This window comes from Algoriphagus marincola DSM 16067, assembly GCF_000429405.1.
Classification (GTDB): domain Bacteria; phylum Bacteroidota; class Bacteroidia; order Cytophagales; family Cyclobacteriaceae; genus Algoriphagus; species Algoriphagus marincola.
This window is the reverse complement of record NZ_KE386898.1, coordinates 230,976-248,089: the sequence shown is the minus strand read 5'-3', so window position 1 is coordinate 248,089 and position 17,114 is coordinate 230,976. Positions and strand designations below refer to the sequence as shown.

The following is a 17,114-nucleotide window of genomic DNA, read 5'->3' as shown; positions in this document are numbered from 1 at the left end:
GGCTCATATTACTATGCGGCGAGGTCATAAAAGAAGGGATTACCAACGTCAAGGACATCCCCCTATCAAGTTTTCTCCAATCTTCCGGTGGATCAGAAAATAAATTTTGTCCTAAAACACTACTGCAGACTAAATACAGAAGTAAACTAATGGCTGTCGCTTTCATATTACCAAACCGCTTTAACTGCATACTTCCCTTCTTTTTGAATACCTTCCCATGGCTTATCCCATTTTTGCACGGCTTCTATGGCTCCTTTACCCAGTCCATAAGTAAGTGCGGGATACAATTTTCCTGACAAGATCCCAAAAACCACATCGCTAAAATCAAACTAAACAGATTCCTTAAGCTGATAAGAGAAAATGATGTTTTCTGATGTTTTCTGATGTTTTCTGATGTTTTCATAATTTCTAGAATTTAATTTTGAAACAATTATTTTTGCAGAATTTATTCTAATAAAAAGTTAAACTGAAAGATCATACTAAAGGTTTAATATTTTTATTTATCTAAAGGATAAAAAAAATTTATAACGTAGTGTTCTCTTCTACTATTCTTTTTCACTTTTTATCCTGCATTTCCGAAAGCAGGAAACTCTTTGTACAGACGATAATAATTTACTTCGATAAAAACCCAAGGGGGCAGCTGGAAAGAAAAAGATTCTCTTTTTTGGCTTATTTCCATAAATTCCATTTCCAACTTGGATTATGTATTAGAATTCGTAGCGAAGACTCAAAATGCGAGAAAATCAAGCACTTTGGAAATTGAGTCGTAGCACAGCTACGGTGAAATCGAAAAGTGAAGTACAACGTCTGATTTTAAAGCATTTTGAGGTTGTAGTAGATTTTCTAAAACATTTTTCAGGTTTAACCCAAAAAACCTAAATCATGTCTAAATCCAACCACTTGAACCGCCGGGATTTTCTGGCTTCTGCCGCTACTTTCGCCGCCTCATTCACCATTGTCCCTTCAAATGTAATCGCGGGATTAGGCAAAATCCCTCCATCCGATCAGTTGACGGTAGCCAATATCGGTTGCGGAACCCAGGGATTAAGGGAGATGGGAAGCCTTTTGCAAAATCCCAAAGTGCGGGTGGTAGCCGTCTGCGATGTGAATAAATTCTCAACCGATTACTTTGACTGGTCACCTTATGGAATCCGAAATGATATTCGAAGAACCATCGGAGACGATTCCTGGTGGGAAGGCAAACCAGGGATCCCTGGTGGGCGGGATATTGGACAGGAATATGTGGAAAAATATTACTCCCAAAACCAAGCTTCCGGCCAATACAAAGGCTGCGCGAGCTACGAAGACTATCGAGAACTATTCGCCAAAGAAAGTGGAATCGACGTAGTCAAAATCATGACTCCCGACCATACTCATGCGCCAATCGCTTTAGCAGCTATGGACCAGAAAATGCATGTGGTTACCCACAAGCCCATCGCCAACAGACTGCTAGAAGGAAGAAAGGTCATCCAAAAGGCGAAAGATACTGGGTTAGTGACTCACTTGCTGGCTTGGTCCGATCGACCCGAATACAGACAAATCAAAGCTTGGATGGATGCAGGACTAATCGGGGAATTGCAAGAAATCCACAATTGGTCCTATAGGCCCGTTTGGCAGCAGTGGACCAAGCGGCCTGCTGAAAGTCAACCTGTCCCGGAAGGATTGAATTGGGATCTTTGGCTGGGACCGGTGCCTGATATGCCTTATCACAAAAACTACACGCATAATGTCTTCCGCGGTTGGTATGAATTCGGCGGTGGATCGGTTGCGGATATGGGACATTACAGCTTATTTCCGCTTTTTGAAACTTTAGGCATCGATCGAAGCCCTGTTTCCGCAAGGGCTTTTGGAACCACTACGCGTGAGGAAGTCAATCAGGTCTACCAATGGGTCAAAAATGACGTCGCCTTCCCAGATAGCTGCACGATCAAGTGGCAATTTCCAGCCCAAGCTTCCCTTCCTGCTTTCGATCTTTTTTGGTATGATGGGGGAATGAAGCCTTTTGCACCGGAAGAACTGGAAATGGATGGAAAGGACACGCCAGATGAAGGTTTGATGATCGTGGGTACCAAAGGAAAAATACTGGGAGGTTTCCGTGGAGAAAACCCCGTTCTTTTACCGGAAAGCAAAATGATGACCGTCCGAGATTCCGAGCGGATCAATTCCCGTGAAGTGGACCGCAAAACTGATCAATGGGTAGATGCCATGCTGGAAAAGCGACAAACTCCAGGTAGTTTTACCCGTGCTCAATGCATTACCGACACGATCAACCTGGGAGCTATTGCGCTGAGAGCAGGAAAAAAGGTGGATTTCGACTCTAACTTGGTCAAAATCACCAATGATGAAGAAGCAAATCAGTTGCTTACAAGGGAGTATCGAAGCGGATGGGAGATCTAAATCGGTAGCTACGTCATTGCGAGGGCCACGACCAAAAGCCAAAAGCTATTCTTTTTCCTAGATGGCCCGAAGCAATCTCATAAATTGTACTTCCCTTTTTTGGGACTGCCTGCCCTCCGGGAGGCGGGCTTCGCTTCGCTCGCAGTGACGGTCCACTCCCTGCCTTGTCGGCAGACAGGCTCGCAGTGACGGGCAACCTCGAAGTAACGATCTAGACGTCATTGCGAGGGCCAGAAAAAAGCCAAAAGCTATTATTTACCTAGATGGCCCGAAGCAATCTCTTTAGCCAAAGACAATCTCCCTCAAATTCATTAACTTAGAACATCACAATTAATAACTCAAAACCCATTAACCCAACCCCCTATGACCAACCGAAGAACCTTCCTCAAAAATACCAGTCTGGCAGCAGCTGCCTTAGGGCTGGGAGTCCCTGAATTTGCGCTAGCCAAATCTAAAGCTGACCCGATTTTTAAAATCTCTTTGGCACAATGGTCCGTAAATCCGCTTTTGTTTGGTGGGAAAATGGACAACCTGGACTTTGCGGTCGAAGCTAAAAAGCATGGCTTTGATGCAGTGGAGTATGTCAACCAGTTTTTTATGGATAAGGCTCAGGATAAAGCCTATCTCCAAGAAATGAAAACCCGCTCCGATGGAGAAGGCGTCACCAACGTATTGATTATGGTGGACCGGGAAGGTCAGCTGGGTGCCGCAACCTCAGAAGAGCGAAAGCAAACCGTTGAAAACCATAAAAAATGGGTGGAAGCTGCCAAATTTCTAGGTTGCCACTCTATCAGAGTGAATGCCTATACCGCCGTCCCCTTCAGTCAGGACCCTAAGCAAGAGCAGGAAGCAATCAACGTTTGCAGCTCCACGCTTCGAAGAATATGTGAATTCGCCAATGATTTTGACATCAATGTCATCATAGAGAATCACGGAGGCTTTTCCTCCAATGGAACTTGGCTCGCCGAACTCATCAGACAAACGGAACACCCTAGGGCGGGCACTTTGCCTGACTTTGGAAACTTTGTCATGAAGCGGGATGGAGATCAAATTCTAAGCTACGATTCCTATCGAGGAGTAGATCAATTGATGCCTCGTGCCAAAGGAGTCAGTCTCAAACCTAGGGTTTGGGATGACAATGGACGCGAATTTGGATTGGATTATACCCGAATGATGAAAATCGTCCTTGCCCATGATTATCATGGCTATGTAGGAATTGAGCATGGAGAGCGAGGCCGTGAATGGGAAACCATCGAGGAGGTTCGGGTCAATCTGGATCAGGTAAGAAGGACCTTAGAAAATGCCGGCTAAGGCATAAAACCATCACGAATTCTTCAAATTGCCCCAAATAAGTCTATCTCTTTTTGGGGCAATTTTTTATTATTGTTTATCCTAAACCATTTTATCATGCGTCGACTTCTCCTCGCCCTCCTCCTTTTCAGCTTTTTTACAAGCCCTTCCCTTTCTCAGAAAAAGACGGATTTATTCAAAACTTTGGATACCGAGCTCGAAAAAGCCCGTGTAGCGCTGAAAACACCGGGGTTTGCAGTTGCTATCGTACAAAAAGATCAAATCGTCTATGCCAAGGGATTTGGCTACAAGGATGTGGAAAATCAGGTTCCGGTGACAGAAAATACGCTTTTTGCCATTGGATCTTCCTCCAAGGCCTTTACCTCAGCCGTCTTAGGAGTGCTGCGCAAAGAGGAGAAAATCGACTTCGATGTCCGTCCGGGAAATTATATCCCCGAACTCCGGTTCGCAGAGCCTTGGATGAATGAGCAGATCATTGTCAAGGACTTGATGGCGCACCGGACGGGATTGCCGAGACATGACTTTTCTTGGTTTATGTTTCCCTCTGAGTCTAAGTCCGAACTGATCAAACGCATCGAATTTCAGGAGCCATTCACCGGATTGCGTCAACAGTGGTACTACAACAACTGGATGTTTTTCCTCCAAGGAGAAATCGGTGCCCGACTCACGGGTAAGACTTGGGAGCAAAACGTAAAAGAACTCTTTTTTGACAAATTAGGCATGACCCGAAGCAATTTCCGCATTCCGGAGATGGAAAAGGATGCTGATAAATCTTTTGGCTATTCTGTGGAGCTGGATGGAAAAACCAGCAAAATGGACTACTACAACATCGCCGCCATGGGTCCGGCAGGAGCGATCAATTCCAGCGTTTCCGAGATGTCCAACTGGCTGATCACCTGGATCAATGGCGGAAAATTCAAAGGCGAACAAATCATTCCAGAGGATTATGTAAAGGAAGCGATGAGTGCGCAGATGGTGGTATCTGCTGGCAACCCTTCTAAAGAGCATCCGGATGTGCAATTTTCCAACTATGGCTATGGCTGGTTTTTGGCTTCCTACCGGGGACATTATCGGGTGGAGCATGGGGGAAATATCGACGGATTTTCAGCTTCCGCATCCTTCTTCCCCACAGACAGCCTAGGGATCATGATTCTGACCAATCAAAATGGCTCTCCCCTTCCCAATGTCGTCCGAAATATGATTGCCGATCGCATGCTGAATCTGGAACCTGCGGATTGGTTGGGCGAGACAGTCAAACGACTCGAGGAAGCCAAAGAAGCCCAAGCCAAGGCGAAAGCTGCCGCAGACTCTACGGCGAAAGTCAGCCTGACCAAGCCTTCTCACATTTTAATGGACTACACCGGTACTTACGAACATCCCGGCTATGGCAAAATGGAGATTGACCTGAAAAATGATACGCTCTTTGTGCAGACAGGTCTCTTGGGGGGATTCTTGGAACACAAAGATTACGACACCTTCAACATGTACTTAATCTATCAGGGTGAGCCCAATAAGGACAACGCCTTTCCGTTTCAGTTTGTCAGCAATATGACTGGAGATATTTCCGGATTGAAAGCACCTTTTGAGCTTGCTCTCGACCCAATCGAATTCAAGCGAACCCCGAAGGAAAACGAGCTTTCGGTAGATGACTTGAAAAAGTACGAAGGAGCCTATCTCCTAATGGGCGTGCAGGAAGTGAAGATTTACATCAAGGAGGAAAAACTTTATGCCTTTGTGCCCGGTCAGCCCGAATACGAATTGGTCAATATCGGCGAACACGAGTTTAACCTGAAGGTGCTGGAAGGCTTCAAAGTCAAGTTTGAGGAAAAAGACGGGGAGATCACGGCAGTAAGCTTTATCCAGCCGAATGGAACGTTTAGAGGAGAAAGGAAGAAAGTTGAGTAAGTCAAAAAGCTGGAAATGATGGAAAACCTTTGAGGTGTCATTTCGAAAGAGGAACGATTGAGAAATCTCCTCGAAGGTTTTTGTTGCCAATTCAAATCCTTCGAGGTTTTAGAAACCTCAAAGGATACTCAGTTACTGTACTTTTGCTACTTTCAATTTATAATCTCTCATTAAACCCAGCCCCAAAATCCCCAAACAGCCCGATACAAAAGCCGGGATCAAACCGATCATTTCGGGGAAATAAATGGAAAGCATCCATGATCCAAATGGGATCAGCCCGGCAAAAAAACCAAACCAATTGGTCTTATAATACCAGGCATAGGGAAAGAAATGGGCTCCGGTGATGATGGCATAACCCAAGGCAAAGTATTCAGGCTTATTTCCCAAAAGGATAAAGAGAAAAGGGAAATAAAAGAGTTGAGCTAGGTTGAAAATCATCCCAACCTTATTCAGGGGATTTCCTTCCACATTCCAAGCCGTTTTCATGATTTTCCCGAAGACCCATGCCAGGGGGAGCATTAGCCCAGAAATAGAAAAAGTGAGAATACTTTGATTATACAAGCTCAACTCAAGATTCCAGATCACTGTAATTCCTGCCCAGATTAATGCCGCTCCAAAAATAAAATTAATCCCATTTTTACATCTTATACTCAATTCAATTCTCCACTGATCGAGTTGAGAGGCTTGGGCTTTTTCGAGAGAAATTGTGTTTGTTTTCATCGGACTTTTTGTTGGTTAGAGTTCATCCAATAGAATTTGTTACACATTTCTTTCATCTGTTTATTTTTGCTATTCAATGGTCAGATGGAATCTTTGACGATTAAAATAGTCATTTTCCTGTGTGTTTAATGATGATTTTAATCGTGTCGATTTCATGTGATTATAATTTGTCTTAAAGCGGTCACATAGCTTGTCCCGAACTTGATTCGGGAGAATCTTACATTTATAATGATCCCTCTGTGTGTCGCTTGCGTCATGCCCGTCTGCCTCAGACAGGCTCGATTTCATCAATTTTTTAGATGACTTTTACCTGACACCCGAATCGATTTTAAAAAGCACTTCGAAAAGCTTGATTTTTTTTATCCATTTTGTAACAAATAGAAGCTTTCGTACTCTAAGAACTGAGAAGAAGAAAAATTGAATTCAATAGAAGAAGAAAAACTATTCAAAACTCGCTTTGAGGAACACAAGGATCAAATCTTTAAGCTTTGCCTAGGCTACTTTCAGCAGGATAAGGGTTTGGCTGAGGATGCCCTGCAGGAGACCTTTATAAAGGCTTGGGTTCATCGAAAGCAGTTTCGGGCAGATGCTAATTGGCAGACTTGGATCTATCGTATAGCCGTGAATACCTGTCTTTTTCAGCTGAAAAAGCAAAATAAAGAACAGCAAAAGCAAGATGCTTTCTCTGCTTTGACCTCAGAGGAATATGATTCTGAGAAGGAACATAAAATTCAAAAAATGTATGCCTGCATTGATCAGCTCAGCCCTCAAAATCGAATGCTTATTTTGATGGTGTTGGAGGGTATCCCTTACGCCACGATTGAGGAGACGCTCGGATTGAGCCCTGAGAATCTCCGGGTAAAAATACATCGAATCAAAAAACAACTTTATCCCTGTATCACTGATGGAAAGCTTTGACCCTATACAATCGATCTACAATTCTCAACGGACCTCGACTAGCGAACTGAGCGCAGACAGGGTCCTGAATTCTGCGAAAAACTCCCTTCGCAAGCTCAAAAGAGATCAGCTTTGGACGATTAGTATTTTGACTTTGACCCTTTCGATCTTAGCCCTATACTTTTTCAAATATGGTCAATTTGGCACTCCCCTGTTGATTTCAAGCCTAACTCTAATGACCAGTTCATTGATGATCCGGGTGATTTTGGAATTAACAAGCCGGATCGGTTTGAATCGCTTGGAGATTTACCTTCCCACCACCGAGTTCATCAAAAGCATCCAATCTTACCTTTTCCGGAGGAAGCGAATTCACCAAATTTTCACTCCGATGATTTACCTGATTTATGGACTTGGGATCGTTATGTTTTTGATTGCTCTCAAACCCTATATTTCCCTTGCCTTCTTCATCTATTGCGTGATTACAGGAGTAGGTTTTTGGATTGGATTTATCTGGGTGATTCGTAAAAGCTATCGCAAGGAGTGGGAGCTCTTGAAAGAGCTTGAGCAAAGGAGTGAATATTTAAAAATATAAAATATGATTATCCTCAATCATGCCAGTTGTCTTATTTACTTTGCTTGACTGGTTGGAAGAACGAAGACCGAAGACCCAGCCACGGCTGGCAGGCGAAGCTTCCGGATTCTGATCCTTTCAGTAGACAATAAGCCGACTTTTTGTGAATTCTGGTAAGAAAGCGGATATCCATAATATAAAATTTCCAGTCTTTCGAATGCAAGGGTTTAAGCAAATAATTTGGACTTACCACTGACTTGTTTAATTCATGCAATCAACTCATAATCGATGAAATGAGGCGAATCTGAGTGTTTGGAAGCATTCAAAATTTCAATTCGAAGAATATTCCCCTCTTGATCGTAATCGATGATTACTCCAGGTTTTGATTCTTCACTTTCAGCGACTTTACCTTCAGCTATTTGAATCATCAAAACATCAACCTCTTTTTTATAGACCACTTTCATCTTTCCAATATTTTTGGACCTTACTCGTCCTGTATGCAGTTATTACCAAATTTGGAGATTTAATTTGATTAACAAAAACTCGAATTAAATAGGCTTCATCGGTATCCTTCCGAAATACGGATTGGTATATTACAATTTCATTTCCATCTGACTCTGAGTAAACTTGATCTGGATTTTCCAAAACCTTTATTACTTGCTTTCTAGGAATCTCCCTAACTTTCAATTGTTCTAAGGCATGAATCGAAAAAGTAAATTTCATTTGTTACTGAGATTTATTTTCTTCACTTACACTCCCAGAAATAACTTAAAACTTCATTTATGCCCCAGCAACTCGGACAACTCTCCCTGCTCGTCAGAGACTATGACGAAGCCATCCAATACTACACGCAAGTTCTTGATTTTGAGCTTTTGGAAGACACAAGAATGAGTGAAAGCAAAAGATGGGTAAGAGTTTCTCCTCCCGGATCGACTTGTCATTTGTTATTAGCAAAGGCAGCCAATGAAACTCAGGAAAAGCAAATCGGATTCCAGACGGGAGGAAGGGTTTTTCTATTTCTTTATACCGATGATTTTTATGGAGACTATGAAAAATATACTTCTCGAGGAGTGGAATTTATCCGCGAGCCTGCTGAAGAAAGCTTTGGTATAGTCTCTGTTTTCAAGGACTTGTATGGAAATCTCTGGGATTTGATTCAGCCAAATACGCCGATTTAATCCTATTTTCTGTAACTTCTACCCATATCCTTGTTCGAAACAGAATCTAAACTATGTCCAAGTCAAAGGCCAAACTCAATGATATCGCCCGCCGAATGATGAGCGGCGTTGTTCAGATTCTTGTCGAGGGCTACATCGAGGAGGATATTCAATCCGTCCTAAATCCATCTGTAAAAATTCCAGGAATTTGGTCAGGCTCGGGATTTTTTGTGAAATACCAAGATCTTGAGGGCTATATCGTCACCAATGCGCACGTAGTTCGGAATGCGGTTAAGATAGAAATCAGTTCCATGCTCACCAGTGAGGAACGATTCGAGGCGGAACTAGTCGGCTTGGTCAAACAACTGGAACCTGATGTTGCACTGATCAAGCTTAGCGAAAAAGAACTGCAGCGATTCAAAAAACTGGCGATTCAACCGATCGAATATCTTGAATTACGGGAAGGCACTAACCCATCCCGGGGAGAAATGATCAAAGCGATTGGCTATCCCTTGGGGATGGTAGAACCCAATATTACCGGTGGAGAAATCACAAATTTTATATCAGGTTCTGAGTTCAGTTCGGAGCGGTTTGTCACCAATGCTGCCATCAATCCAGGTAACTCAGGGGGCCCAAGTATCACGGAAGATGGGAAAGTAATCGGACTCAATACCGCGGTGATAGTCAATGCCGAAAATATTGGCTTTATCACGCCTGCCAGCTTTATAAAAATAATTATCGACAACCTTATTTTATTGAGTGAACCTCAGTTTGCAGGCATAGGAGGGAAATTGCAAAAAAATGCAGAAAACTTTAACCCCTATTTAAATCAAACACAAGCCAAAGGTGTCATCGTCTCCAAGGTTCTTGATAATGGCTTTTTGGAGGCAGCGAAAATTCAAGCCAAAGATGTCATTCTCTCGATCAATAAGGCCGAATTTGACCGTCATGGAATCGTTATTGGAAAGGAAGGTTTGTACCGACACAAAAATATTTTTGATGTGATGAAACTGGTACCGATAGGCGAGGAAGTAACGATCAACTATCTGAGAAATGGAAAAGTCCATCAGTCTAAGGCTAGGGCCATGCCAAATCCAGAGAAAGGAATCATTTCCAGCCCCATCTTAAATGAACGAGAATATTTGGAGATTTTTGGGATGGTGATCCAACCCTTGAGTTTTGAAATAATACAAGCCATACAAGAAGTCGATCCCTACGCACAGATTGAGATGCTGAAAATTTTAGATCAGGAGAAACCCGTATTGGTAGTCACCCATATCCATCAAGGTACTCAGGCCGATCAAATGGAATGGCCGCTAGGCGAACTGATACTAAAGGTAAATGAGCAAGAAGTTCACACCCTTTCAGAGTTGAAAAAAGCGCTAAAATCGTCTAAAGAAAAATCCATTTTAATGGAATGCCAAAGTGGGACATTTGGATATTTTCAGCTTGAGGAAGAAAGTGAAAATTAAATATTTTATAATTTTTACCCCTTTGCTAAGTAATCGGATATCTAGAAAAACAGGGTTTACAATAATTCTTAACTTTAAATTCTCAATTCACTAATCCCTTGGAACATCAACCAAACAATCCCCTCCACGGACTTCGACTCGACACCATTTTGGAGCAATTGGTCGCTCATTATGGATGGAAGGAACTGGGTGAGCGCATCACCATTCGCTGCTTTACCCATGACCCGTCGATCAAGTCCAGCTTAAAATTTCTCCGAAAAACCCCATGGGCCAGAGAACGGGTGGAAGGCTTGTATCTGAAGATGCTACGAGATGCGAAAAAGAATCTTTGAAGTCTTGAATTCCGAAGGCCAATTGGGACTCGAAGGATTTTTATCAACCATCTGTAGAAGCAGGTCAGCGAAGTTCCTAACAAAGCCCGCAAGAGATTAATATTGCAAAGAATATTCCCTTGATATTTCCCTTCGTGAACTTTCCCGAAATCTTTCGGGACAAGTCGTGTTCTAAGTGGCAAAAAAAAGACCTTCGAGATTTTTGGAAACCTCAAAGGATAAAAAAAGCCCGAGTCAAAGAATCGGGCTGTAACGTATGAAAGCGGTTAAAATTATACGTAATTATTGAGCATCACTGGCATCACGAGCATCAAGATATCCTCATTTTCTTCCTGCTCAGCCGGCAAGATCAATCCTGCTCTATTCGGCGCAGAAAACTTCAAGCTGACTTCTTTACAAGAAAGGTTGTTCAACATTTCAACCAAGAACTTGGCATTGAATCCGATCTCGATATCCTCTCCGTCATGATCACAAGAAAGCCTTTCATTAGCCTCATTGGAGAAGTCTAGGTCTTCTGCAGAGATCATCAATTCAGATCCAGTCAATTTCAATCTTACCTGATGCGTGGTCTTATTCGCATAGATAGCGATACGACGGAGTGAGCTCAACAAATCCTGACGATCGATGGTCATGATGTTTGGGTTATCCGCAGGAATTACATTTTCATAATCCGGGAATCGCTCGTCGATCAGACGGCAAATCATTTTGATCTGACCAAACTTGAAGTAAGCATTGGATTGATTAAACTCCACACTCACGGAGATATTCTCAGATGGAAGCGTAGACTTAAGCAGGTTCAATGCCTTTCTTGGGATGATCAAACTCGCAGGGCTACCAGAAGCAATATCCACTCTTCTATAGCGAACCAGACGATGTCCATCTGTAGCCACAAAGGTGGTATTGGTGTCGCTCAGGTTGATGAAAACCCCGGTCATCGCAGGGCGAAGCTCATCCGAGGAGGTAGCAAAAATGGTGTTGGAAATAGCACTAGCCAAGACTTCAGTGGACATATCCACAGTGGTCGGATTGCTGACGGTAGGGATTTTTGGGAAATCTGTCGCATTCTCACCAGCCAAGCGGTAGCGTCCATTGTCAGAGCTGATTTCCACCGCGTAGGTATCATGGTCGATGCTGAAAGTTACCGGTTGCTCCGGCAAGTTCTTGAGCGTATCGATCAGAATACGTGCAGGAACAGCAATATTGCCATCTTCCTTAGCCTCTACATGAATTTCGGTGATCATGGAAGTCTGAAGATCCGAAGCTGTGATTGTCAGCATCGAGTCTTTGATTTCGAAAAGAAAATTCTCCAGAATAGGTACTACCGGGTTGGTCGTAACCACGCCGTTGATCGCCGAAAGCTGCTTTAAGAGTGCAGAAGAAGAAACAATAAATTTCATATGTAGGGCTTATTTAAAGATTACAATTTTGAATGGGGGTAAATTTATAAATAAAATCGATTTGACAGGGAATGAATCTGGCCACAGTTGAAATTATTTCAACTTTCATCTAGCTAAACCCTAAGCTTACCTCGAATACTTTTTCCTGCGGATGGCTGCCACTGCTCCTCCAAAGAGAAGTAGGAAAACCACCGGCAATCCGACATTGATCAGCTGCCACTTGGTTCTTTCCTGGGAAATTTTGAATCGATTCAAGGGTCGAATCTGAAAACTACGCGTACGGGAAGCGATGATTCCTTCCGGATTATCCAAGTATTGAGCAAGATTGCGGAGCAAAAGTCGGTTGGCATAGATATTTTGATTAAAAGGATCCTCTCCCAAATTCAGCGGCCTTCCTGACTGAAAATCACTCTGACTCTGGAATAGCTCGCCATCACCGATCACCACCACTTTTCCCTCACCGCTTTCCTTAAATTCTGATTGCTCAAACCCCTCCGGAAGAAAACGATTTTTATATAAAGAAGTAAATTCCCCTTCCAGCAGGTAGGCTAGAGGAAGGTTTTGCATGGGAAATTGCTCAATATCCGGTTCACGCTGCATGTCGCTGAAAGCTACCCGAACCGGAGCTGTTAGAACTCGAGACAAATCAGATGTGAAAAACAGAGGCGTTTTTTTCACTCCCGGTGCCAAAACCGTATCCAAGCTACTGGCAAAGCGAAGATAAATCAAATCCAAACCCTTGGTAATCGGATGGGGATACATTCGGGTCGATTGAATATAGAATGGCCAAGGCAGAGGAACCAACTGCTCTTGATCCCCAAAATTGCCTCCCATAACGGGAAAATAACCAAAATTCAAATCCTGAATCAGGTCCTTATTGATTCGAACCCCATATTTGAAAAGGAGGTTTTCCAATCCATTTTCATAAGGCATAGCCAAAGTCCCCTCACCGCCTGCTTCACGCACATCGACTTGAACCCCATCTGACAGAATGACCAGATTTCCACCTTGCATCACATACTGATCCAAAAGGTAAATTTCCCTTTCGCTGTAAGCCTGCTGTGGCCCCTGAATGAAAATAATCTTAAAATTGACCAAGTCTTGCACTGTTCGGGCTTGCTCAAGAGGCACTTTGAATATTTCAAAGTCTCCATCCAAAGCTTCCACCAGACCATAGCCATCATCCTCTTTCATCTCCTCGTGCCCGATAATCATGGCTAATGCTCCCATATCAGAGCGGGTTAGTTTTCGAATGGCATTGCTTAGCTCAAACTCTAAATTTTCGATAGATTGATTGAGAATTTGCTCCTCTCCCATTCCTTTCTCACCCTTCAAAACAAGGGCTCCCGTCTCGAATTCTTCACTATAGATCAGAATCCCGGGGAAAATCAATTTGGTCTGTTGTCCAGCAGCTTGATTGACAAAAAGAGTCGTGGGGTTGATTCCGTAATCAGCTAGTTGAAGAATAAATTCCTCCTGCTCTTCCTCTGCCAAACTCAAGGGATCGAAGTAGGAAAAGCTGATTTTCCGATCGCTGTAGGCATCAAATGTTCGCACTTGCTCCTCGATCGATCGCTGAAGGCGACGCATTCCAGCAGGAAGGTCTTCTCCACTGAGGAGAATCTCTACATGGATGTCCTCCCTCAAACTATCCAGCACCGCCTCTGTGGCTTCATGCAAAGAGTAGCGCTGATCTTCGGTCAAATCGATTCTGAAGCGAATCAACTGCCCCAAGCCCAGCAAAATCACCAAGCCCAGCAACAAGCCCAGCCAAGTGATAGCGGTATGTTGTCTTGAAGCTTTCATTTGTTCCGTAAAGTCAAAACCGATGCTCCCAAGAAAAGCCAAATCATTCCAAAGAAAAAGAAAAGGTCATTCGAGTCTATGACGCCTCTACTCAGATTGATATAGTGAAAACTCAGGCTTAACTCTTCCACCCAATAAGCCCAGGCACCAAACTGAAGGTCTGCTGCTGCAGATAATCCAAAATACAAAAGGAAGCAGAAGAACACTCCCAAAACAAAAGCCACCACCTGCTGTGATGTCAAAGAAGAGGAAAACAAACCTACTGCGCCAAATACCGCTCCGATCAACAACAATCCAATCCAACTTCCAAAAAAGCTGGCCTGATCTAAATTACCGGGAGGATCACCGAGCTGAAGAATACTGAAAAAGTATAGTAAGGTTGGTATAAGCGCAATTGCCACCAATACTAAAATGGCCAGATACTTCGCCAAAACGATCTGAAAGACCGACAAAGGAGAAGTCCGAAGGAGTTCCCAAGTATGGTTTCTCCGTTCCTCTGCGATAGCCCGCATAGATAGCGCAGGTATCAAAAAAGTGAATACATAAGGCGTGTAGGTGAAAAGTGGCTCCAAATCAGCATACCCATAGTCCAGCACACTACTTTGGGGAAATACCCAAACAATCAGACCAATCGCCACCAGAAACAAAGCCAAAATCAGGTAGCCCAACAGACTTCCCAAAAACGAATTGATTTCTTTGATAATCAAGCTCTTCATTGGGTAAACTGTCTAAATAGGTCTTCCAAACTCTTTTTACCCTGATTCAGGGAGAGGAGATTGAGTTCTCGTTGTTGGATGATATTGAGTACAGTCTTTCTTGCTTTCGCTGCATCAGCGGTACTGATGACCACCTGTTTGTTTCCTTTGGGACCGAAGATGACATCCTCAAAGCCTTCAAACCAACCCAAGTCCAAGCTTTCTTCCGTCTCCACGATCAGTTGTTGACCGCTGCCCGCTAGCTGAAAATTTTGAAGGGAATCAGCCGCCTTGATTTTTCCTTTGGCAATAATGACCACATCATCGCAAATAGCCTCTACTTCCTGCATAATATGTGTGGAAATTATCAGGGTTTTTGCCTTCCCTATCTCTCGAATAAGCTGACGAATTTCAGCGAGTTGGTTTGGGTCAAGACCGGTGGTAGGCTCGTCTAGGATTAAGACTTTAGGATCATGGATCAATGCCTTTGCCAATCCGACACGCTGTTGATAGCCTTTGGAAAGCTGCCCGATTTTCTTGTGCTGCTCCGGTAAAAGCCCAGTTTTCTCCAGCATTTCATTTCTCCTCGACTGTAAGTCTTTTCCAGATAGCCCATACAAGCCTCCGGCGAAAGTTAAAAACTCCTTGACATACATATCCGAATACAAGGGATTCTTTTCCGGCAAATAGCCAATCAAGGAACTAACTTTTTTCGGGAATACCAATGCATCTGTTCCCATCACCTCTACTGAGCCTTCTTCAGCTGAAAGATAGCCCGTGATGATTTTCATGGTAGTGGATTTACCCGCGCCATTTGGACCCAAAAAACCCAAAATCCGTCCCGCTTTTGCCTCAAAAGAAACCTCATCGAGGACTTGTTGACTGCCAAAACTTTTACTTAATCGAGAAACGGATAAGGACATAGGCGATTAAAAGCCAGAATTGAACTTTGCTGTTTAAGAAACAGAAAATGCTCAATCAATGGACTTGAACAAAATTAGGAATTGCCCTCGAAATGGCAAGATAGAGGGTGAGGAATCCTGCCTCATTTGCTTCATCTTTTCAAGCTAAACGAAAACTCTGAAATAGTATTTTGTAAAATAAAAAATGGGGTAAGTGATGCCCTACCCCATTTCCTATCTAGCAAAAATAAATAGATGCTTAGAATCCACCTCGATAGGTGTAAGTCTGTGCCACCTTATCTATCGCTACGATGTAAGCAGCGATCCGCATAGGCACATCATATTTTTTAGAAGCTTGGTAGACATGCTCGAAAGCATCTTTCATAATCCGATCGGAACGTCTATTGACACGGTCTGCTGTCCACTTATAGCCCAGACGGTTTTGAACCCACTCAAAGTAAGAAACGGTCACGCCACCCGCATTTGCCAAAATATCCGGCACAGCCATGATACCTTTCTCATTGATAATAGCATCAGCCTTGGCGGAAGTAGGTCCATTTGCTCCTTCCACGATCAACTTAGCTTTGATCTTATCGACATTTTTAGCGGTAATGACATCCTCTACGGCTGCAGGTACTAGGACATCGACTTCCAGTTCTAAAAGATCCATTGGATCATCCATCTTATCGGCATCCTTAAAGCCTTCCAGATGACCTCCATTATTATCCCGATATTCAATTGCCTTCACAATGTCAATCCCATTCTCATCATAGAAAGCACCGGTATGATCGGAAATTGCTACGATTTTCAGTCCTCGCTCTTCGAGCAAACGTGCTGCCCAAGAACCCACATTTCCAAATCCTTGTACGGCACAAGTCGCTTGGAAAGGATTGATTTTTAGCTTTTGCATGGCAGCCAAAGCCGAAACCATCACACCACGACCAGTCGCTTCGGTTCTTCCGAGAGAACCACCAAGAACAAGTGGCTTTCCTGTTACTACAGCATTGACAGTAGTGCCGTGGGCTTTGGAATATTCGTCCATCAGCCAGGCCATTTCGCGTGGACCTGTACCCATGTCAGGAGCTGGAATATCTTTGTCAGGTCCGAAGACATCAAGCATAGCCAGGGTATAGCCTCGCATCAATCGCTCGATCTCTCCCTTGGACATTTCGCGTGGATTGCAGCGTACGCCACCTTTACCTCCACCATAAGGAATATCTACCACTGCACACTTCCAAGTCATCCATGCTGCTAGTGCCCGAACTTCGTCCAAGTGCACATCTGGGGCAAATCGAATACCTCCTTTTGCAGGGCCTAGGATATTTGAGTGGATCACACGGATACCTTCAAAAACCTGAATTTTTCCATTGTCCATCGTGATGGGAATCGAGACGATGACCTGCTTGGCAGGGTTCTTTAAAACATTGTAAACTTCATCAGAAAGTCCGAGTTTTTCGGCAGCGATGTTAAATCTCTCCATCATTGACTCCAGAGGATTCTCTTTATCCTTGATCGGAGCCGGTTCTATGTAAGCCATATTGGGTTTTTTGTT

At 43.5% G+C, this 17,114-nt stretch carries 17 protein-coding genes; 8 read left to right on the top strand and 9 right to left on the bottom strand.

The features are described from left to right. Positions 1 to 167 precede the first annotated feature (167 nt). Positions 168 to 299, bottom strand: a complete 132-nt coding sequence (locus G457_RS23110) for a hypothetical protein (protein ID WP_282705555.1) — start codon at positions 297 to 299, stop codon at positions 168 to 170. A gap of 583 nt (positions 300 to 882) precedes the next feature. Here G457_RS23110 and G457_RS0118105 point away from each other — a divergent pair. The 3 genes from G457_RS0118105 (at position 883) to G457_RS0118095 (ending at position 5,613) form a co-directional block, all read left to right on the top strand. Then, a complete protein-coding gene (locus tag G457_RS0118105; RefSeq protein ID WP_035484260.1) occupies positions 883 to 2,397 on the top strand; it encodes a Gfo/Idh/MocA family protein in 1,515 nt (504 codons plus the stop codon). A 363-nt stretch (positions 2,398 to 2,760) separates the two neighbouring features. Continuing rightward, positions 2,761 to 3,708, top strand: coding sequence for a sugar phosphate isomerase/epimerase family protein (locus G457_RS0118100; protein ID WP_026947712.1), 948 nt, complete (start codon positions 2,761 to 2,763; stop codon positions 3,706 to 3,708). A gap of 96 nt (positions 3,709 to 3,804) precedes the next feature. Next, positions 3,805 to 5,613, top strand: coding sequence for a serine hydrolase (locus G457_RS0118095; protein WP_026947711.1), 1,809 nt, complete (start codon positions 3,805 to 3,807; stop codon positions 5,611 to 5,613). Between the two features lie 132 nt (positions 5,614 to 5,745). Here G457_RS0118095 and G457_RS0118090 read toward each other — a convergent pair whose 3' ends face one another. Then, positions 5,746 to 6,333, bottom strand: coding sequence for a DUF7010 family protein (locus tag G457_RS0118090; protein WP_051260909.1), 588 nt, complete (start codon positions 6,331 to 6,333; stop codon positions 5,746 to 5,748). Between the two features lie 417 nt (positions 6,334 to 6,750). Between G457_RS0118090 and G457_RS0118085 the strand changes: the two genes are divergently transcribed. Then, positions 6,751 to 7,251, top strand: coding sequence for an RNA polymerase sigma factor (locus G457_RS0118085; RefSeq protein ID WP_051260908.1), 501 nt, complete (start codon positions 6,751 to 6,753; stop codon positions 7,249 to 7,251). Beyond that, positions 7,238 to 7,822, top strand: coding sequence for a hypothetical protein (locus G457_RS0118080; RefSeq protein ID WP_026947708.1), 585 nt, complete (start codon positions 7,238 to 7,240; stop codon positions 7,820 to 7,822). The genes G457_RS0118085 and G457_RS0118080 overlap by 14 nt, the downstream gene beginning before the upstream one ends. Positions 7,823 to 8,067: 245 nt before the next feature. Here the strand turns inward: G457_RS0118080 and G457_RS0118075 are convergent, their stop codons facing one another. Together G457_RS0118075 and G457_RS23185 are read right to left on the bottom strand one after the other, a co-directional pair. Next, positions 8,068 to 8,265 carry a DUF2283 domain-containing protein gene (locus tag G457_RS0118075; RefSeq protein ID WP_026947707.1) on the bottom strand — a complete coding sequence of 66 codons (198 nt, stop codon included), beginning with the start codon at positions 8,263 to 8,265 and terminating at the stop codon, positions 8,068 to 8,070. Then, entirely contained in the window at positions 8,249 to 8,524 is a 276-nt protein-coding gene (locus G457_RS23185; RefSeq protein WP_026947706.1) for a DUF4258 domain-containing protein, read from the bottom strand. Before G457_RS23185 ends, G457_RS0118075 begins: the two co-directional genes overlap by 17 nt. Before the next feature lie 59 nt (positions 8,525 to 8,583). On the opposite strand from G457_RS23185, the gene G457_RS0118065 reads away from it, so the two are divergent. The 3 genes from G457_RS0118065 to G457_RS22630 all read left to right on the top strand — a co-directional run bounded on the left by G457_RS0118065 (position 8,584) and on the right by G457_RS22630 (position 10,762). After that, positions 8,584 to 8,979, top strand: a complete 396-nt coding sequence (locus tag G457_RS0118065) for a VOC family protein (protein WP_026947705.1) — start codon at positions 8,584 to 8,586, stop codon at positions 8,977 to 8,979. 53 nt (positions 8,980 to 9,032) lie between these two features. After that, the gene (locus G457_RS0118060; protein WP_026947704.1) at positions 9,033 to 10,430 is read left to right on the top strand and encodes a trypsin-like peptidase domain-containing protein; all 1,398 of its coding nucleotides are present in this window, start codon (positions 9,033 to 9,035) and stop codon (positions 10,428 to 10,430) included. Positions 10,431 to 10,528: 98 nt separating this feature from the next. After that, entirely contained in the window at positions 10,529 to 10,762 is a 234-nt protein-coding gene (locus G457_RS22630) for a VF530 family protein (RefSeq protein ID WP_081701482.1), read from the top strand. A gap of 272 nt (positions 10,763 to 11,034) precedes the next feature. On the opposite strand, the gene dnaN is transcribed toward G457_RS22630, so the two are convergent. The 5 genes from dnaN to G457_RS0118030 all read right to left on the bottom strand — a co-directional run bounded on the left by dnaN (position 11,035) and on the right by G457_RS0118030 (position 17,099). Further along, the gene (gene dnaN / locus G457_RS0118050; protein ID WP_024283652.1) at positions 11,035 to 12,159 is read right to left on the bottom strand and encodes a DNA polymerase III subunit beta; all 1,125 of its coding nucleotides are present in this window, start codon (positions 12,157 to 12,159) and stop codon (positions 11,035 to 11,037) included. 126 nt (positions 12,160 to 12,285) lie between these two features. Beyond that, complete coding sequence (gene gldG, locus G457_RS0118045) at positions 12,286 to 13,965, bottom strand: gliding motility-associated ABC transporter substrate-binding protein GldG (RefSeq protein WP_026947703.1); 1,680 nt, start codon at positions 13,963 to 13,965, stop codon at positions 12,286 to 12,288. After that, positions 13,962 to 14,681 carry a gliding motility-associated ABC transporter permease subunit GldF gene (gldF, locus tag G457_RS0118040; RefSeq protein WP_026947702.1) on the bottom strand — a complete coding sequence of 240 codons (720 nt, stop codon included), beginning with the start codon at positions 14,679 to 14,681 and terminating at the stop codon, positions 13,962 to 13,964. Before gldF ends, gldG begins: the two co-directional genes overlap by 4 nt. Next, positions 14,678 to 15,583: a gliding motility-associated ABC transporter ATP-binding subunit GldA gene (gene gldA / locus G457_RS0118035; RefSeq protein WP_026947701.1), complete on the bottom strand. Its 906-nt coding sequence runs from the start codon at positions 15,581 to 15,583 to the stop codon at positions 14,678 to 14,680. The genes gldF and gldA overlap by 4 nt, the downstream gene beginning before the upstream one ends. A gap of 238 nt (positions 15,584 to 15,821) precedes the next feature. Then, positions 15,822 to 17,099 (bottom strand): Glu/Leu/Phe/Val family dehydrogenase, encoded by a 1,278-nt coding sequence (locus tag G457_RS0118030; protein WP_026947700.1) that lies wholly within the window; start codon positions 17,097 to 17,099, stop codon positions 15,822 to 15,824. Positions 17,100 to 17,114 lie beyond the last annotated feature (15 nt).